Raw genomic sequence first — 16,024 nt, forward strand, 5'->3', positions numbered from 1 at the left:
TCATCTTCTCAGGCGATCCGCTGCGTCGCCCGCAGGCGGCGGGCCTCCATGGCGGCCCCCGACTCGCGGCGCGCCATCCGCCGCAGCACGGCCGGCGCGACCAGGAACCCGGCCACCGCCCACGCCCCCAGGACACCGGCGGTCTCCCAATGCCGCCACGAGTCGCCGATCTCCGCCGACACCGCCGAGCCCGGCAGGAACGCCGAGCGGACGCCCAGCCCCATCCAGTAGACGGGGAACGCCTGCGCGACCGCCTGGACCCACCCGGGCAGCGCGACGATCGGGTAGAAGATCCCCGAAATCCCGGCGAGGGCCGTCACCCCCAGCATCCCCAGGCCGGAGGCGGCGTTGGAGCCCCGCGCCAGCGAGCCGAGCACCGCGCCCCACGGAAGGGTCGCCAGGAATCCGAGGACGAGCAGCCATCCGAACGTCAGCCACCCGGCCAGGCCGGTCCCGGGAAGCTCCGGGATCAGGAAGAGCCCGGCCGAGAAGATGATCACCAGGCTGAGGATCGTGCCCAGAGCCACCGAGACCACCCGTCCGACGAGATAGCCGATCATTCCGTTCGGCACCGTCCTGGCGCGCAGCAGCGTCCCGTCCTCGCGCTCGACCGAGAGCGTGCTCAGCGCGCCCTGGAAGCCGCCCACGGTGATCCACATGCCGAGGATGCCGGGCAGCACCGCCGAGGCCAGCGACACCTCGGTGCCCTCGACCTTGGAGTCGCGCTGGAAGAACAGCACCACCACGAAGATCATCGCCACGATCACGTTCCAGCCGATGTCCCCCGGGCTCTTCAGCGACTGGCGGAACTCCGTCCAGCCTCGCGACAGGCCCAGCCGGGCGGCGTACAGGACCGCTCTCATCGGGACGCTTCCTCTCGATCGCGGACGGGGCGCGTCTCGTACCGGCGCACCATCGTCATGTAGGTGTCCTCCAGCGAGGCCCGCCGCACCTCCAGGTCGCGGACCTCCTCGCCGTGCTGCGCGAACAGCTCCCGGACGAACCGCGTCGCGTCGTCGGTGGCGTGCACCTGGGGCTCGCCGCCGATCGTCCAGCGGACCTCGGACCGCCCGGCGACCTGCCGGACGAGCTGGTCGGCGCTGCCGTCGGCGACGATCCGCCCGCCCACCAGGATCAGGATGCGGTCAGCGAGCTTCTCGGCCTCGTCCAGGTCGTGGGTGGTGAGCAGGATCGTGGCGTCGTCCAGATCGGACAGGCGGTGCACCAGGTCATGGAAGTCGCGCCGCGCGTGCGGGTCGAAGCCGGCGGTCGGCTCGTCCAGGAACAGCAGCTCGGGACGGCCGATGATGCCGATCGCGACGTCCAGCCGGCGCCGCTGGCCGCCCGAGAGCGTCGAGATCCTGCGGCCGGCCTGCTCGCCGAGGCCGACCGTCGCGATCAGCTCGTCCACGTCGTAGGGCCGGACGTGCTCGGGCGTCGAGTAGGGCTCGTAGTACCTGCCGAGGTGGCGCAGGAGGTCGCGCACCTTCCACCGGCCGTGGTCGCGCCACGACTGGAGCACCACGCCCATGCGCGCCCGCCAGTGCTCGTCGCCCTTGGCGGGGTCGGCCCCGAGGACGCGGACCCGGCCGCCCGAGCGCGTCCGGAAACCCTCCAGGATCTCGATGGTGGTGGTCTTGCCCGCCCCGTTGGGCCCGAGCAGCGCGATCACCTCGCCGCGCCGCGCGGTGAGGTCGATGCCCTTGAGCACCTCGTGGGCGCCGTAACGCATCCGCAGGTCGCGGACGTCGATCACGGGAGCCGGGCCCCACCTCGCCATGTCGCTGCCGACCGTCATGCGTCCCTCGCTTCCTTACCGACGACTGCGTCAATTGATAGCAGATGTACTACATATCGCAACAGGGGTGCTTCTGACCGTCTGAGGCGACCTCGGCAAGGCCACGCTTTGGACACGCGAGCGTCAGCGGAACGTCCCAACGGACCTCTATCCTGCTCACGTCATTCGCCACCGGAAGGTAACCATGCCCGCCAAGACCCTGCTCGGCCTCGTCAAGAGCCTGTTCGCCGTCGTCATGTCGCTGACGCCCGCGTCGGTCCCCGCCGTCGCCACCCTGGTCGCCGTCACCTCCACGGTGGCCGTCACCGCCGGCTGCGCCGCCGAGGACGACGGGGATGACGACGACGACAACGACAACGATGACGGTGGCGATGACGACTGACCCGCGGCGCGCTGCGCGCTCCCGGACGCTCGCCGGGTGCGCGCTCCTGCTCCCCGTCCTCGGGCTGGCCTCGGCCTGCTCCCAGGACGAGACCGCGCTGCGCCAGATCCGCCCGAACGCGGTCGTCTACATCGACGGCTGGGACCAGGACGGCGACAGGGGCGACCGGGCGCGCGTGGAGCAGAAGCCGTCCGGGATGTGGGTCCTGCCGGAGAGCGCGCCCTTCCGCGGCCGGCCGGGCGGCGAGTTCACCGTCCGCGTCACCCTCGACCCCAAACGCGGTTTCGTCGTCACCGACCTGGGCGGCGTCAAGGTCGGCAAGGACCACGACGACTGCCTGGCCACCAACGAGACCTACGCCTGGCTCGGGGTGCCCCAGTCGTCGGTCCAGTGGGAGCCCGAGCCCGGGAACGACGACGGCGCCAACGACGACTGCGCCGTCGTCCCCACCGATTGACCAGATCCTTCCGGACGCCCCGTGCCCGTCACGGGGCGTCCGTTAATCCACGTGCCCTCGCGGGGCCGGGCCTGCACAATGGCCCGCGTGGACAGCGTTCTTGATCTGCTGCGCGAGCGTCACGGCCGCGACGGCTGGGAGCCGGTGACCGAGGGGATGTCGGGCGCCGGGGTCTGGCGGGCCGAAGGTGCGGGCCGCGCGTGCTTCGTGAAGGTCGTCGACGGGCGCGGCGAGCGTCCCGGCGCCGGGCACGCCCTCGAAGCGGAGGCCGAGCGCTCCGCGTGGCTGCGCGACAAGGGTCTGCCCGCCCCACCGGTGCTCGAGTTCGGCACGCGCGACGGCGTGACCTGGCTGGTCACGGCCGCGCTCCCCGGCCGTTCCGCGGCGGCGCCCTGGCCCGCCGAGCGGCGCGACGGCGTCGTCGACGCGCTGGCCGGTCTGGCCCGGTCGTTGCACGCGCTGCCCGTCGCGGACTGCCCGTTCGACCAGAGCCTGAAGGTGACCGTCGCGCAGGCGCGCGACGCCGCCGCGAACGGCTCGGTGGAGCTCGACCAGCTCGACGACGAGCGCGCGGGGTGGGACGAGGCCCGGCTTCTGGCCGCGCTCGACCTGACCCGTCCGGCCGTGGAGGACCTCGTGGTGTGCCACGGCGATCTCTGCCTGCCCAATGTGCTGCTCGACCCGGTCTCGCTCCGGGTGACCGGCGTCATCGACCTGGGCCGCCTCGGCGTCGCCGACCGCCATGCCGACCTGGCGCTGATGGCGCGCAGCATCGCCGACGAGTGGCTCAACTCCCAGTACGACGGCGAGCACGTCCGGCGCTTCCTGCGCGCCTACGGCGGGGAGACCGATCCGGAGCGGCTCGCGTTCTACCGGCTGCTGGACGAGTTCTTCTGATCCGGGCGTCCGCGCCCTACGTTGGTCGGTATGGACCAGCGGGAGGGCGCGTGGCGGTCGGTCGGGACCGTCTGCGCCGCCGGTGCGGCGGCGGCCGGGGCCGACGGCTACGGTGTCACGCTCGCGACGGGTCCCGGGCTGCGCGAGGTGGTGATCGCCTCAGACGATCTGGGCCACCTGGTCGAGGACGCGCAACTGACCTCCGGCCAGGGGCCCTGCACGGACGCCTACCTGACTCTCGAGCCCGTGCTGGTCCCCGACCTCGCGGCCGCCGCGGGCCGGTGGCCGGGGTTCGTCTCGATCGCGGCTCCCCGAGGGGTGGGCGCGGTCTTCGCGTTCCCGCTCGCGGTGGCCGGGATACCGGTCGGCGCGGTCGACTTCTTCCGCCGCGATCCGGGCGGACTGAGCGGAGCGCCGTTGGCCGAGGCGGCGGCCTGCGCCCGGGCCGCGTCCGGGGTCGCGTTCCGCTCGCTGCCCGTCCCGCCGACCGGCGCGGCGCCCGGGCTGCCCCCTCGGGTGCACCAGGCAGGCGGGATGCTGGCCGCGCTGCTGGACGTGCCGGTGCCCGAGGCGATCGTCCGGCTGCGCGCCTACGCCTACGTCCACGACCGGACGCTCCTCGCCATCGCCGAAGAGGTTCTGCTGCGGCGCCACACCCTCGACGACGAGTGATCAGGGGCGGGACGTGGGGTCGGGGGCGAACCGCAGCGTCCGTTCCACCACCTGCCGCGCCACCAGGGTCAGCGGCATGTCGTTGGCGAAGGCGTGGGCCCTCAGCCGCACCAGCGCCTGGTCGACGGTGCAGTCGAGCTGGATCGACACCATCCCGGCGGCCTGGTGGATCGCGCCGCCCAGGCCGAGCCACTCGGCGGGCACCGCCTCGGCCGCGCGCCCGGCCTGCTCGTCGAGCAGCAGCGTCAGGGCGGCGTCGGCGAGGATCAGCGCGTCGCGGCGGGCGGCCGGGTCCAGGGCGCCGGGACGGTCGCGTCCCACCACCAGGACGCCCGCGCGCATGGCCCCGGTGACCAGCGGGAACGCGAACACGGCCGCCACGTTCACCGCGAGCGCGACCTCGGTGAAGATCGGCCAGCGTCGCCCGGCCGACGGGTCGGCCAGATCGGCCGCCAGGACGGGCGCGCCGGTCAGCAGGGCCTCGGCGCACGGGCCGTCGCCGCTGGTGACGGCCGAATCCATGAGGTCGCGGCCCAGCGCGCCGACGGTGTGCACGGGTTCGGGGCGCTCGCCCGCGAGCACCGAGAGCCCGACGCCCCCGGCGTCCAGCAGGCGCGCGCACACGACGCAGACGTCCAGGACGGTCATGCGGCCGCCGCGCGCGCCCGCGCTCTCGACGACCAGCGCCCACACCCGCGCCTCGTCCGTGCTCAGCATCCGTGTCCGCCCGCCCGCTGGTCACAGGTCGAGGTCGTCGACCTCGACATCGATGGTGTGCAGGGTCAGGCCCAGCTGGGTCCGGGCGGCCGTCCGGACGGCCTGGCGGACCCGCTCGGCGGCCTCGGTGGCCGAGGTGCCGTAGCGGACGCTGACGGCCACGGACGCCTCGCCGAGGTCGCCGGGGTCGGGGAAGCGGCAGCCGTGGCTGGTGACGCCGGGGACGGTGTCGGCCGCCGCCGACAGCAAGGTCGCGGCGGCGTGCTCGCTGATGCTCAGCCGCAGCGGCGGCTCGGCGGGCAGGGAGAGGGCGCGCGAGCGCCGGGCCTCGGCGCGGACGCGGCTCATCACCGACTCCACGAAGCCGGGGCCGGGCTCGGACGGCGGCTCGGTGCGGGCGAGCGCGGTGGCCCGCTGGACGGGGACCAGGGCGGCGGCCGCCTCGCGGCAGTGCGGGCAGGTCCGCTCGTGCTCGTCGAGCGTCCCCGCGGCCAGATGGTCGTAGAGATCGTCGAGGGCGCGCCCGCAGGGAAGCGCGCCGGGCTGCCGGTTCACCTCCATGCGCTCAGCTCCTCGGCCAGCCGGGTCCGGGCGCGGTGGATCCGTCCCCGGACGGCGTCGGGGCCGCTCCGGGTGATCTCCGCGATCTCGTCATAGCTCAGCTCTTCCAGTTCTCGTAACACCCAGCATGCCCGCTGTTCCGGTGTGAGCCGAGCCAGCGCCCGCCACAGGGCGCCGCGCAGGTCCTCGGCCAGGACGTGCTGGACGGGGTCTCCGGTGCGGGCGGGCGCGCCGGTGTCCGGCTCCTCGACCGGGTCGGGCTGCCCGGCCGTGCCCCGGCGCCGGGCGGCCGAAAGGGCGCGGGTGGTGGCGATGCGGTAGAGCCAGGCGGCGAACGCCTGCCCGGCCCGGATCTCGTCGAGCCTGCGCCAGGCCGCCACGAACGCCTCCTGGGCGACGTCCTGCGCCGCGTCGGCGTCGTTCAGGACGCGCAGCGCGATGCGGTAGACGGGGCCGGAGTAGCGGCGGACCAGCCGCTCGAAGGCGGCGGTGTCGCCCGTCCTGGCCCGGGCGACCAGGACGCCGTCGTCGGCGTGTCCGGTCAAGGTCCGCGTCCGGGCATGCGAGAGTCGGTCATCGGTGTGATCCAGATCACTGCGTCGGGAGCGTGAGGAAGGGCCGCGCGGCCGCGTCTTCGATGCGTGTGGCCGGCGGGCCGGAGCGACGACGTTAGCACCGGCCCGCACCGTGTGATCGCGTCCGCGAGGACGTGTCCCCGAGCTTGGAAGGAGCGCTCATGAGCGCACCGGCGAACGAGAAGACCACCAGGACGGCGGGCGCCGTGACCCCGCGCGCCGGAACCGAGCTGGTCGGCGAGAACGGCAAGACCTCGATCGCCGACGCGGTGGTCGCCAAGGTCGCCGGGCTGGCCACCCGCGAGGTGCCCGGCGTGTACGCGATGGGCGCCGGGATCACCCGCGCGCTGGGCGCGGTCCGCGAGCGTTTGCCCGGAATGTCGGGCCCGAACATCACCCAGGGCGTCGCCGTCGAGGTCGGCGAGCGACAGGCCGCCATCGACCTGGACGTGATCGTCGAGCATGGGGTGTCCATTCCCGATCTGGCGGCGGGCATCCGCCGCAACGTCATCTCCTCGATCGAGCAGATGTGCGGGCTGGAGGTCACCGAGGTCAACATCATGGTCGGCGACATCCACATCCCGGGCGAGGACTCCGGCGAGCCGGCGGAGTCACGCGTCCAGTGACCTCGGGGGCGGAGCTCGCGCGCGACCCGGGCGCGGCGGCGCGGCTGGCCGATGGGATCGCGGCGGCGGTCACGGCCTGCCCGGCCGTGGCCCGGATGGCCGACGGCCCGGTCGCGACCTACCTGCCGGGACGGGTCGTCCCGGGGGTCGCGGTGGACGAGGGTTCGGCGCGCGTCGCGGTGGTGGCGCGCTACGGCCGTCCGCTGGCCGAGATCGCCGAACAGGTCCGGTCCGCCGCACGGGCCGCGGCCCCAGCTCTGCGCGTCGACGTGGCGATCGAGGACATCGAGCTGCCCGAGTGACCGGGCCGGAGGAAGAACGCGGTGGCTGAGGCGGACGAAGGAGCGCGGCGGGCGTTCCGGGCCTGGGTGCGGGTGCACCATCCGGACGCGGGCGGCGATCCGGAGGAGTTCGTCGCCGGTCTCCAGCGCTGGCACCGGGAGCTCACGGCTCCCACGGTGCGCGGCGGCGGGGGCGAGGTGGTGGCGTTCCGGACGCGGGGCGGGCTGTGGCTGGTGACGCGGTGGTGGCGGCGCCGGACCCGTTCCGGCCGCCGGGTGTTGTGACGACGGAGAGGTGATTCGCTCATGGAAGAGATGCGCGGCTGGCCGGTGATCGGCCTGGCCTTCGGCACGGCGCTCGGGTTCGCCGGGGCGTTCGGCGGATTCGGCGCCTTCTTGATCGTGCTCGTGCTCGGCGCGGTCGGCTTCCTGGCCGGCCGGGCCGTGACGGGCGAACTCGACCTGAGCGAGCTGCTGGGCGGGCGGAGGCGGTCATGACCCCCGTCACGGCGGCACTAGAGCCGGCCCCGGGCGCAAGAGGGGGAGCGCCCGGGGCCCTGGAACCCCCGGAGACCCGGGGGCGCACCGAGATCGCCGACCGGGTCCTGGAACGGATCGCGGCGCGGGCCCTGACCGACGTCGACGCGGCGGGCGGGTCGTCCCGCCGGGTCCTGGGGGTGTCGCTCGGCAAGGACAGCGCGCCCCGGGTGACCGCCCGCGTGGACGGCGGGCTGGCGACGCTGCGGATGACGATCTCCGTGGTCTACCCGGCGCCCATCCGCGAGGTGACCCGGGACGTGCGCGAGCGCGTGACGCGCCAGGTCGGCCGGCTCACGGGGCTGGAGGTCCGGCAGGTCGACATCGAGGTCGACCGGCTGCTCCCGGCCCGTGACCTGGAGAGGCGGGTGCTGTGACGGCCGCGCCCGCCCCCCGAGCGGCCAGGCGCCGAGTCGTGCGGGCGCTGCGGCCCCGGCGCGGGCTGGCGGCGACGCTGGCCGCCGCCGTGGTCGCCGCCGTCGCGGCCCTGGCCGCCGCCGAGATCATCGGCGCGCTCGCGGGCCGTCCGCCGAACGCGCTGCCCGTGTCCGACCTGGCCAGGCTGGGCCGCGAGACGCGCTGGGACGACCCGCTCGCGCTGGCCGTCGCCGGTGCCGCCGCGGCCGCCGGGCTGGTGGCGCTGCTGCTGGCGCTGCGTCCGGGACGGCCCCGCCTGATCCCGCTCGCCCCGGAGGGCCCGCACGTCGTGATCGGGCTGGCCCCGTCCGGGCTGCGGCGCCGGGTCGCGAGCGCCGCCGAGAGCGTGGACGGCATCGCCCGCGTCCGGGTCAAGGCGGGGCGCCGCCGCGTCCGGGTCCGCGCCACCAGCCCGCTGCGCGACGCGTCCGGGCTCACCGACCAGGTCCGCGACGCGGTGCGCGAGTGCGTCGGAGAGCTGGCCCCCCTGCGCATGCCGCGCGTCCGCGTCACCGTCCGCCACCGAGAGGACTGATCATGACCAGCCGCCGCACCGGCCGGGGGAATCGCCTCGGCCTCGCCGCCGTGGGGGTCGCCCTGCTCGCCGCGGGCGGGGCCGCGCTGGCACGCGGGGCCGGGCTGAGCCCGTCCCTGCTCGGCGAGCCCGATGTGCCGGTGCTCGACCGGCGCACCCGCGACTTCGCCGACGACCAGGTCTGGTTCTGGCCCGCGCTGGCGACGACCGCGATCGTGGTCGCGCTGATGGGGCTGCGCTGGCTGGCCGTCCAGACCCGGACGGACGCGGTCCGCTCGATGAGCCTGGAGGCCGACCGGCGCAAGGGCGCGACCCGGATGCCCGCACGCGCGCTCACCGGGGCGGTGCAGGACGACCTCGCGTCCGCCCCCGATCTGCGCGGCGCCAGGGCCACGCTCGCCGGGACGGTCTCGCACCCGCACCTGCGGCTCACCGTGACCCTGGACCCCGACGCCGACGTGCCCGGCGCCAAGCTCCGCATCCAGCAGGCCCTGGACCGCGCGTCGCGGGCCCTGGAGACCGAGCACCTCACGGCCACCGTCCACCTGCGCACCGGCCGGAACTAGCACCCATCCACCGGACGCGCGGCTCCGAACCAACGGTGTGACGATGAACGATCCACCTGGAGAAAGACGCATCGGGGCCGTCCCGGACGCGGGCCCGCCCGATCTGGCCGCGCTCCTGGACCGGGTCGCGCGCGGCGACCAGGACGCCTTCGAGCAGGTCTACGCGCGGCTCTCGGGCCCGGTCTACGGGCTCGCGCTGCGCGTCGTGCGGGACTCGGCCCAGGCGGAGGAGGTCGCCCAGGAGGTCCTGGTCGAGCTCTGGCGCAAGGCCTCGCACTACCGCCCGTCCAAGGGAAGCGCCTCGGCCTGGGCCATGACGCTCGCGCACCGGCGGGCCGTCGACCGCGTCCGCTCGGCCCAGGCCGGACGCGACCGCGAGGCGCGGGTGAGCCCGCCCGAGCCCGACTACGACGAGGTCAGCGAGCAGGTGCACGCGCGCCTCGAGCACCAGCAGGTCCGCAGGTGCCTGGCGGGCCTGACCGAGACGCAGCGAGAGTCGATCACGCTGGCCTACTACGGCGGCTACACCTACCGTGAGGTGGCCGAGCTGCTCGGCGTCGGGCTGGCCGCGATCAAGACACGGATGCGCGACGGCCTGATCCGCCTGCGCGACTGCCTGGGGGTGCAGTGATGACCGACGATGCCCACACCCTCGCGGGCGCCTACGCCATGGACGCGCTGAGCGACACCGAGCGCCGCCGCTTCGAGAGCCATCTGGCCGAGTGCCCGACCTGCGCCCAGGAGGTCCAGGGGCTGCGGGAGGCGACCTCGCGGCTGGCGATGGCCGCCGCCCGCCCCGCCCCGCCCGGCCTGCGCGACCGGGTGTTCGCCGACATCCAGCGGACGCGGCAGCTCTCGCCGCGCTCGGCCCGCTCCCAGTCCTCGGGACGCGGCCGCCACGCCGCCTGGGTGCTCGCCGCGGCCTGCCTCGTCCTGGCGCTGGCGGGCGGGGTCGCCGCCGTCCGCTTCCACGGCGACGCCGACCGGGCCCGCGCGCTCAACGACCGCGTCGCGGCCATCATGACCGCGCCCGACGCCCGCGCCGTCACCGCCCAGGCGCCCGGATCCGGAACCGTCACGGTCGTGGCGTCGCGCTCCCAGGACCGCGCCGTCATCGCCGCCGCCCGTCTGCGGCGGCTCCCGTCCGACCGGACCTACCAGCTCTGGCGCCTGGGATCGGGCGCTCCCCTGTCGGCGGGCCTGCTCCGCTCGCCGGGCGACCGCCCGGTCATCACCACGGGGCTCGACGGCGTCCAGCGGATCGGCCTCACCGTCGAACCCAAGGGCGGCTCCCGCGCGCCCACCACGGCGCCGCTCCTCACCCTCCCCCTGACCTGACCTCTCACCAATAGAAGATCGTCATCAGTTCCTCTTTGAGACGGGTCGGGGTGCGGGTGCCGGTCCGCGTGTCGAGGAGCATGTAGCGGCCGTCGCGCAGGTAGAGGACGTGGCGACGGTCGCCCGCGACGCTCATCGCGGAGGAACCTCCGGACCGCCACCGGTCCAGGACCTTGGGGAGGCCGCCGGAGGCGGGCAGCAGCGTCAGTGAGTGCTCGCCCGGATTGGTTTCGGAGGTGATCCGGTCGCCGTCGGCCAGGAGTTCGAGCTCCTGCGCGGTGGACGTGGGCGGTCCCGTCCGAGGAAGGACGCCGGCCGGTGTGCCCGGGTCGAGTTCGCCCACCGCTCCCTGGGAGGCCCACCAGATGGTGCGCCCATCGCGCGACCAGGCGAGCGAGCCGATGGGGTCGCGCTCTCCCACACCCGCAGCCGGGCGTCGCTCAGCGTCCAGAGCGCGAGTCCCTCGCCCTCGCGGGCGCTGAGCTTCATCGCCAGTTCCGTGCCGTCGGGCGACGGCACGATCGCGTCGATCCGGGACCAGGGCGAGGGCTGGTTGGTCGGTCTGAGGGTGAACTTGGACGTTCCGGCGTCGAGGACCCCGGCCCTCGGCGCCCGCGCCACGAGCCGCGCGATTCCCGGTCGGCCCCGCTCGTCCAGCTGGACGCGGGCGACGTACTGCACGCGTTCCCGCTTGGCGACCACGGTGAGGAAGAAGGTCCGGTTGTCCGAGGCCCCGGTGATCGCGCCCGCCCGCTCCCACTTGTAGCCGTCGGGCGGGCGGAGCGCCGCCACGGTGCGTCCGGTGCGCAGCTCCACCACGACCGGCGTGGCGTCCGGCTGCCGCAGGACGAACCGGGGCGAGTCCGTCGGGACGAGGGGCGCGAGCGTGTTCCCGGTGGCCAGCTCTGGTTCGTCGCCGCCGCCCGGCCGCAGGACGGCGACCACCGCGACCACGATCGTCACGACCACCGCGGCGGCGAGCACCGGCACGAGCACCCGCCGCGGGGGCGCGTCGTCCCAGCCGGGTTCGGGCGGTGCCTGGACCTCGGCGGTTCCGGCCTCGAAGGCCGCGCGCAGGCGGTTCTCCAGCTCGGTGGTCATCGTCCCTCCAGAAGGTCTTCGAGGCTGCGCAGCGCGCGGGAGATCGTCGAGGAGACCGTCCCCCGGCTCACCCCGAGCGCGGCGGCGATCTCACGCAGGCCTTCGGTGGACCGTAGGTGAGACGGCGCAGCAGGCGTTCGGCGGGACCGCGCCGCTCGCGGCGGCGCAGGGCGTCGGCGGCCGCGACCGTGGCGGCCCAGGTGGCGAGGGCGACCGCGGCGGAGGCCGCCACGCCGAGGCGGGCGCCGAGACCGCCGCCGTAGGAGGCCAGGACGGCCACGAACACCACCGACTGGGCCAGGTAGCACGAGAGGGAGCGTTGCCCGCAGGCGCGCAGTGCCCGGGTCAGCGGACCCTCGTTCCGGACGCGCAGTGTGATGAGCGCTATGAGGGCGGCGTAGCCCACGCCGCCGTAGCCGCTCGCGTAGTGGAGGCCGCCCGCGAGCAGGAGCCGTCCCTCCGACGCCGGTCCGGCGGACGCGGTGAGCGCGGCCATCGGCAGGCCGCCGAGCACGGCGACGGCCAGGCCGGTGGCCGCCGTGGCCCGCAGCAGGCGTCGATGGCGGTCGGGCTCCTCCAGCACGCGGCGGCGGGCGGCCCACATCCCCAGCAGCACCGCGCCCGCGACGCCGAGCGGTTGCAGGACGAGGGTCGGCAGCCAGTCCTGCAACCGCAGTCCCAGGGCGGCCCAGAAATCGGACTCGCCGGTCGAGGGAAGCGGGCTGCGCGCTCCCTCGACCGGCAGCGCACCGGCCGCGCCGCCCAGCGAGACCAGCAGGATCGACGCCGTCACCAGGGCGGCCAGCACGAGACCGCGCACGCGCAGGAAGGCGCCGGCGAGGACCACCGCCACGACGCCGTAGGCACCGAGGATGTCGCCGGGCCACAGCAGCAGGGCGTGGACGAAGCCGAACACGATGAGCCACAGGCCGCGACGCCGGACGAGCCGCCGGGCGGCGCGCGGTCCGGTGCCCGCCGCGGTCCGCCGGGCGATGAGCTGGACGACGCCGTAGCCGAACAGCGAGGCGAACATGGGATACGCGCGGCCGTTGACCAGGTCGACCAGGACGAACGCCACGACCCGGTCGAGCGTGCCGCCGTCGCCCGGATAGCCGCCGACGGCGATCTCCCGCCCGTAGAGGTAGGCCGGTGCGTGCGCGAGGGCGATCAGGGCGAGCATCAGGCCGCGGGCGAGGTCGGGGGCCGGGGCGCGGTTCGCGGACGGGACCGGCCCGTCCACCGTGCGCGCCCTAGTTCCACTGGTCACAAGCGTCTCCCGAGGGGTTTGTATACTTGCAGATGTATACTGAGAGATATACATACCGGAGTCTACGATGGGCCCTGTGGCATCGGTCAGCGGGGAGCGGGAAGCGGCACCGCGACGGCGGCTGGGCAGGGCCGAGCGGCGGGAGCAGATCCTGGCGGCGGCGACCCGCGCGTTCGTCCGGGAGGGCGGCTACTCCGGCACCGGGCTCGACGACATCGCCCGCGCGGCGGGCGTCAGCCGGATGATCCTGTACCGGCACTTCGAGTCCAAGCACGACCTCTACCAGGCGGCGATCGACCGGGCCGCCGCCGGTCTGCACGGGGCGGCGACCGGCGAGGCGGGACGGCTCGGCGAGAGCAGCGTCCCGGCGATGATGGCCTGGGCGGGGTCGGACCCCGACGCGTTCCGGCTGATGTTCCGGCACGCGCTGCGCGAACCCGAGTTCCAGGCCGAGGCGACGGCGATCCGGGCCTCGATGGCCGCCGCGCTCGGTGCCCAGATCCCGTCCACCGGCACCGCTCCCGCCTGGGAACGCTGGGTGGCCCGCCTGGCCACGTCCATGGTCATCGAGGGAATCCTGGTCTGGCTGGACGAGGGCGCTCCCGACCCCGAGGACGCCCCCGATCGCCTGCTGCGCGCGATAGATGGCGTCTACCAGTCCCTGCCGACCTGATCCACCGGCGGTGTGACGGTGGCGACATCGGGCCTGACCGGCGCTTTCGCGTGCATAGATCGCGCCCCAGCGGGCATCGGCCCCGCGTACGGCACCCGTACGGAGGGAGGGACCCATGGGTCTCCTCGACAAGCTGAAGAACAAGACCCAGCGCGCCAAGGGTCGGGGCAAGGAAGAGGCCGGCCGTAGCTCCGGCGACCCCTACCTGGAGGCGGAGGGCCGCAAGGACCGGCTTTCCGGCGGCGCCAAGCAGACCGGCGAGAAGCTCAAGGACGCCGCCAAGGAGGTCCGCAGGACCACCGAGCGGTGACCGGGCCCGAGCCCCGCGACCCACCCGGGTCGCGGGGCTCGCTCTTCGGGCCAATTGACAAATTGATTTGTCTAATGCTGGAATGCGGGCATGCGGGACGACCTGGATGTGCTGCGCGAGGAGGAGCGCCTGCGGGGGCGGCTGTCGCTGCTGCGGCGCCGCCTGCTGGAGGAGCTGAGCGAGCCCGGCTCGGCGACGACGCTCGCGGCCCGGCTGGGCGAGACCCGGCAGAAGATCAACTACCACCTGCGCGAGATGGAGAAGGGCGGGCTGGTGGAGCTGGTCGAGCTGCGGCAGCGCCGCGGCCGCACCGAGCGCGTCCTGCGTGCCAGCGCCCGTTCGGTGGTCATCGCGCCGACGGTCATCGGCGACGCGCGGCGCGACGGGCAGGACCGGTTCGCGGCGGACGCGCTGCTCTCGGCCGCCGCCCGCACCTTCAACGACGTCGCCGAGCTGCGCGAGCGCGCCGACGCGGCGGGCAAGCGGCTGGTCACCTTCACCGTCGACACCGAGATCGCGTTCGCCGAGCCCGCCGACATCGAGCGCTTCACCCAGCGGCTGGCCGACCGGCTCGCCGACCTCGCGGCCGAATTCCATTCCCCCGCGTCCGGACGGCGCTACCGCGTCGTCATCGGAGGCCACCCCGTCCGCGGACGGGCCGAGAATCCCCAGGAGCCGGCGCCATGACCGGAAAGAAGCCGTACCAGGTCGAAGTCACCCTCAACGTCCCGCTGGACCTGGTCTGGCGGGCCCTCACCGAGCCCGACCTGATCCGCGACTGGTTCGGCTGGGACTACGAGGGGCTCGACGCGGAGATCCGCTACATCTTCGTGGAGAACTGCCGTCGGCTCCCCGATCACCGGCTGGCCCTGGAGAACGACGAGGAGATCGTCCTGACGCCTTCCGGGTCCGGGACCGTCGTCCGCGTCATCAGCCCCGGCGATCTCGAAGGCACCGGCTGGGACGACCTCTACGACGGCATGGAGGAGGGCTGGCGCACCTTCTTCGAGCAGCTGCGCTTCGCCCTGGAGCGCCAAGAAGGCGCCCGCCGGACGATCTACCTCACCGGAACCGCCGAACCGGCCGAGATCAGGAGCCGCGTCCAGGCACTCGGACACGAGCGCTGGCACGACAGCCGCTTCCAGCACATGGTCGTCGATGCCCGGGGCCATCTGGTCGTGGCCGCCGCCCAGCAGCCCCTGGACGGCGCCGCGGGGCCCGCCCCGGTCAGCGTCACCGTCTCGGCCTACGGCCTGGACGACGCCGCCTTCGCCGACCTGCGCAAGGAATGGCAGAGCACGTGGGAGTCCCTCGCCCGCGACACCGAGGTCACCCCCTGACCCTCAGGGCTTCAGGGACTCGACGGCCCTGGCGAGGCTGGCGGCGCCGTGGCCTTGGGCGATCTGGTCGTCGAAGAGCGCCTGGAGAGGCTTCAGGAGGTCGGTGCTCAAGCCCTGGGCCTCGGTGGCGCCGAGGATGTTGGCCAGGCCGACGGCGTTGATGGCGAGGTTGGAGGTCTCGGTGCGGTAGTCGGCCGCGTCGACCTCTTCGGCGAAGCCGCCGAGGGCGGGGGTCACCGCGGTGAGCCAGCGGACGAGCAGACCGGTGATCTCGACCGCGGGGACGCCGGCCGCCGAGCCGAGGGCGACCGCCTGGAAGAAGCCGGCGAACATCCCGTACATGCCGCTGAGCAGCGCCAGGTCGTAGACGGAGGCCAGGCCGGGGTCGGAGCCGACAAAGCTGCCCACCGCGAGGATCTCCAGGTGGGGGCGGTACTTCTCGTACGCGGCGGCCGCTCCGCTGTAGAGGATGAACGCCTCGGGCGTGGCGATGGTCTGCGGCACCGCGTAGACGGCGCCGTCGAGGTAATCGGCTCCCCGGGACGTCGTCCAGGCGGCGAGCTCGCGGGCTGGATCGGGAGTGCCGGTTCCGAGGTTGAGCACCACGCGTCCGCGCAGGTCGTCCGCGACCGGCATGAGGATCTCGCGCGCGGCGTCATAGTCCAGCACGCAGACGATCACCAGCTCGGACGCCCGGACGGCTTCGGCCGGTGTGGCCGCGAGGGTCGCTCCCTTGGCGACCGGGCCGTCGGCCTTGGCCGCCGTCCGGTTCCACACCGTCGTGGGGTGCCCCTCGGCCGCGAGGGTCCCGGCGAGGACGGCGCCGAGGTTGCCGAGCCCGATGACCGCGATGGACGGCTTGGTGCTCATGATCGATCCTCCGATGTTCCGCTGTGAGTCGGAAACATCCTTGGACGCCTTCCGGCCCGCCGGAAGACGGCACTTTTTTGTCCCTCGGTATCCGCCGGGGAACC

The 16,024-nt window shown here is 74.3% G+C and carries 27 protein-coding genes; 17 read left to right on the plus strand and 10 right to left on the minus strand.

The annotated features are described in order from the left end of the window. Positions 1-8 precede the first annotated feature (8 nt). Entirely contained in the window at positions 9-863 is an 855-nt protein-coding gene (locus tag ACQPY4_RS24730) for an ABC transporter permease (RefSeq protein WP_433324493.1), read from the minus strand. Beyond that, positions 860-1,798 (minus strand): ABC transporter ATP-binding protein, encoded by a 939-nt coding sequence (locus tag ACQPY4_RS24735; protein ID WP_433324495.1) that lies wholly within the window; start codon positions 1,796-1,798, stop codon positions 860-862. The genes ACQPY4_RS24730 and ACQPY4_RS24735 overlap by 4 nt, the downstream gene beginning before the upstream one ends. 184 nt (positions 1,799-1,982) lie before the next feature. On the opposite strand from ACQPY4_RS24735, the gene ACQPY4_RS24740 reads away from it, so the two are divergent. The 4 genes from ACQPY4_RS24740 (at position 1,983) to ACQPY4_RS24755 (ending at position 4,206) form a co-directional block, all read left to right on the plus strand. Next, complete coding sequence (locus ACQPY4_RS24740) at positions 1,983-2,180, plus strand: hypothetical protein (protein WP_433324497.1); 198 nt, start codon at positions 1,983-1,985, stop codon at positions 2,178-2,180. Next, complete coding sequence (locus ACQPY4_RS24745; protein ID WP_433324499.1) at positions 2,170-2,637, plus strand: hypothetical protein; 468 nt, start codon at positions 2,170-2,172, stop codon at positions 2,635-2,637. The genes ACQPY4_RS24740 and ACQPY4_RS24745 overlap by 11 nt, the downstream gene beginning before the upstream one ends. Before the next feature lie 87 nt (positions 2,638-2,724). Then, positions 2,725-3,534: an APH(3') family aminoglycoside O-phosphotransferase gene (locus tag ACQPY4_RS24750; RefSeq protein ID WP_433324501.1), complete on the plus strand. Its 810-nt coding sequence runs from the start codon at positions 2,725-2,727 to the stop codon at positions 3,532-3,534. Positions 3,535-3,564: 30 nt separating this feature from the next. Further along, on the plus strand, positions 3,565-4,206 hold the full coding sequence (locus tag ACQPY4_RS24755; RefSeq protein ID WP_433324503.1) for a GAF and ANTAR domain-containing protein: 642 nt from the start codon (positions 3,565-3,567) through the stop codon (positions 4,204-4,206). Here ACQPY4_RS24755 and ACQPY4_RS24760 read toward each other — a convergent pair whose 3' ends face one another. Genes ACQPY4_RS24760 through ACQPY4_RS24770 form a run of 3 tightly spaced genes read right to left on the minus strand, consistent with a single transcriptional unit; the run spans position 4,207 to position 6,029 of the window. Beyond that, a complete protein-coding gene (locus ACQPY4_RS24760) occupies positions 4,207-4,923 on the minus strand; it encodes a GAF and ANTAR domain-containing protein (RefSeq protein ID WP_433324505.1) in 717 nt (238 codons plus the stop codon). A gap of 21 nt (positions 4,924-4,944) precedes the next feature. Further along, positions 4,945-5,484: a hypothetical protein gene (locus tag ACQPY4_RS24765; RefSeq protein ID WP_433324507.1), complete on the minus strand. Its 540-nt coding sequence runs from the start codon at positions 5,482-5,484 to the stop codon at positions 4,945-4,947. Beyond that, positions 5,475-6,029: an RNA polymerase sigma factor gene (locus ACQPY4_RS24770; RefSeq protein WP_433324509.1), complete on the minus strand. Its 555-nt coding sequence runs from the start codon at positions 6,027-6,029 to the stop codon at positions 5,475-5,477. Before ACQPY4_RS24770 ends, ACQPY4_RS24765 begins: the two co-directional genes overlap by 10 nt. A gap of 191 nt (positions 6,030-6,220) precedes the next feature. Here ACQPY4_RS24770 and ACQPY4_RS24775 point away from each other — a divergent pair, with 191 nt between their 5' ends. From ACQPY4_RS24775 to ACQPY4_RS24815, 9 genes are read left to right on the plus strand one after another with little or no spacing between them, the layout of a single operon-like run. Beyond that, entirely contained in the window at positions 6,221-6,685 is a 465-nt protein-coding gene (locus ACQPY4_RS24775; RefSeq protein ID WP_433324511.1) for an Asp23/Gls24 family envelope stress response protein, read from the plus strand. Then, positions 6,682-6,987, plus strand: a complete 306-nt coding sequence (locus ACQPY4_RS24780) for a hypothetical protein (protein ID WP_433324513.1) — start codon at positions 6,682-6,684, stop codon at positions 6,985-6,987. The genes ACQPY4_RS24775 and ACQPY4_RS24780 overlap by 4 nt, the downstream gene beginning before the upstream one ends. Before the next feature lie 21 nt (positions 6,988-7,008). After that, the gene (locus ACQPY4_RS24785) at positions 7,009-7,251 is read left to right on the plus strand and encodes a hypothetical protein (RefSeq protein ID WP_433324515.1); all 243 of its coding nucleotides are present in this window, start codon (positions 7,009-7,011) and stop codon (positions 7,249-7,251) included. A gap of 21 nt (positions 7,252-7,272) precedes the next feature. Next, complete coding sequence (locus ACQPY4_RS24790; RefSeq protein ID WP_433324517.1) at positions 7,273-7,464, plus strand: hypothetical protein; 192 nt, start codon at positions 7,273-7,275, stop codon at positions 7,462-7,464. Next, positions 7,461-7,880 carry an Asp23/Gls24 family envelope stress response protein gene (locus ACQPY4_RS24795; RefSeq protein ID WP_433324519.1) on the plus strand — a complete coding sequence of 140 codons (420 nt, stop codon included), beginning with the start codon at positions 7,461-7,463 and terminating at the stop codon, positions 7,878-7,880. Before ACQPY4_RS24790 ends, ACQPY4_RS24795 begins: the two co-directional genes overlap by 4 nt. Beyond that, the gene (locus tag ACQPY4_RS24800) at positions 7,877-8,455 is read left to right on the plus strand and encodes a DUF6286 domain-containing protein (protein ID WP_433324521.1); all 579 of its coding nucleotides are present in this window, start codon (positions 7,877-7,879) and stop codon (positions 8,453-8,455) included. Before ACQPY4_RS24795 ends, ACQPY4_RS24800 begins: the two co-directional genes overlap by 4 nt. A 2-nt stretch (positions 8,456-8,457) precedes the next feature. After that, positions 8,458-9,021 (plus strand): alkaline shock response membrane anchor protein AmaP, encoded by a 564-nt coding sequence (locus ACQPY4_RS24805; protein ID WP_433324523.1) that lies wholly within the window; start codon positions 8,458-8,460, stop codon positions 9,019-9,021. A gap of 43 nt (positions 9,022-9,064) precedes the next feature. Continuing rightward, positions 9,065-9,652 carry an ECF RNA polymerase sigma factor SigK gene (gene sigK, locus ACQPY4_RS24810; RefSeq protein WP_433324525.1) on the plus strand — a complete coding sequence of 196 codons (588 nt, stop codon included), beginning with the start codon at positions 9,065-9,067 and terminating at the stop codon, positions 9,650-9,652. Continuing rightward, on the plus strand, positions 9,652-10,359 hold the full coding sequence (locus ACQPY4_RS24815) for an anti-sigma factor (RefSeq protein WP_433324527.1): 708 nt from the start codon (positions 9,652-9,654) through the stop codon (positions 10,357-10,359). Before sigK ends, ACQPY4_RS24815 begins: the two co-directional genes overlap by 1 nt. A 4-nt stretch (positions 10,360-10,363) precedes the next feature. Here ACQPY4_RS24815 and ACQPY4_RS24820 read toward each other — a convergent pair whose 3' ends face one another. From ACQPY4_RS24820 to ACQPY4_RS24835, 4 genes are all read right to left on the minus strand, one after another. After that, on the minus strand, positions 10,364-10,495 hold the full coding sequence (locus ACQPY4_RS24820; protein ID WP_433324529.1) for a hypothetical protein: 132 nt from the start codon (positions 10,493-10,495) through the stop codon (positions 10,364-10,366). Positions 10,496-10,563: 68 nt separating this feature from the next. Continuing rightward, complete coding sequence (locus tag ACQPY4_RS24825) at positions 10,564-11,460, minus strand: hypothetical protein (protein WP_433324531.1); 897 nt, start codon at positions 11,458-11,460, stop codon at positions 10,564-10,566. After that, positions 11,457-11,531, minus strand: coding sequence for a hypothetical protein (locus tag ACQPY4_RS24830; RefSeq protein WP_433339012.1), 75 nt, complete (start codon positions 11,529-11,531; stop codon positions 11,457-11,459). The genes ACQPY4_RS24825 and ACQPY4_RS24830 overlap by 4 nt, the downstream gene beginning before the upstream one ends. Then, positions 11,528-12,727: a DUF418 domain-containing protein gene (locus ACQPY4_RS24835; protein WP_433324533.1), complete on the minus strand. Its 1,200-nt coding sequence runs from the start codon at positions 12,725-12,727 to the stop codon at positions 11,528-11,530. Before ACQPY4_RS24835 ends, ACQPY4_RS24830 begins: the two co-directional genes overlap by 4 nt. A 76-nt stretch (positions 12,728-12,803) precedes the next feature. On the opposite strand from ACQPY4_RS24835, the gene ACQPY4_RS24840 reads away from it, so the two are divergent. From ACQPY4_RS24840 to ACQPY4_RS24855, 4 genes are all read left to right on the plus strand, one after another. Continuing rightward, positions 12,804-13,400 carry a TetR/AcrR family transcriptional regulator gene (locus ACQPY4_RS24840; RefSeq protein ID WP_433324535.1) on the plus strand — a complete coding sequence of 199 codons (597 nt, stop codon included), beginning with the start codon at positions 12,804-12,806 and terminating at the stop codon, positions 13,398-13,400. A gap of 115 nt (positions 13,401-13,515) precedes the next feature. Further along, complete coding sequence (locus tag ACQPY4_RS24845; protein ID WP_433324537.1) at positions 13,516-13,710, plus strand: CsbD family protein; 195 nt, start codon at positions 13,516-13,518, stop codon at positions 13,708-13,710. Positions 13,711-13,800: 90 nt separating this feature from the next. After that, positions 13,801-14,397: an ArsR/SmtB family transcription factor gene (locus ACQPY4_RS24850; protein ID WP_433324539.1), complete on the plus strand. Its 597-nt coding sequence runs from the start codon at positions 13,801-13,803 to the stop codon at positions 14,395-14,397. After that, the gene (locus tag ACQPY4_RS24855; RefSeq protein WP_433324541.1) at positions 14,394-15,050 is read left to right on the plus strand and encodes an SRPBCC family protein; all 657 of its coding nucleotides are present in this window, start codon (positions 14,394-14,396) and stop codon (positions 15,048-15,050) included. Before ACQPY4_RS24850 ends, ACQPY4_RS24855 begins: the two co-directional genes overlap by 4 nt. A gap of 3 nt (positions 15,051-15,053) precedes the next feature. On the opposite strand, the gene ACQPY4_RS24860 is transcribed toward ACQPY4_RS24855, so the two are convergent. Further along, positions 15,054-15,920 carry an NAD(P)-dependent oxidoreductase gene (locus tag ACQPY4_RS24860; protein WP_433324543.1) on the minus strand — a complete coding sequence of 289 codons (867 nt, stop codon included), beginning with the start codon at positions 15,918-15,920 and terminating at the stop codon, positions 15,054-15,056. Between the last annotated feature and the right edge of the window lie 104 nt (positions 15,921-16,024).

The sequence above is a fragment of the Spirillospora sp. CA-294931 genome (genome assembly GCF_050946795.1).
Taxonomy (GTDB): domain Bacteria; phylum Actinomycetota; class Actinomycetes; order Streptosporangiales; family Streptosporangiaceae; genus Spirillospora.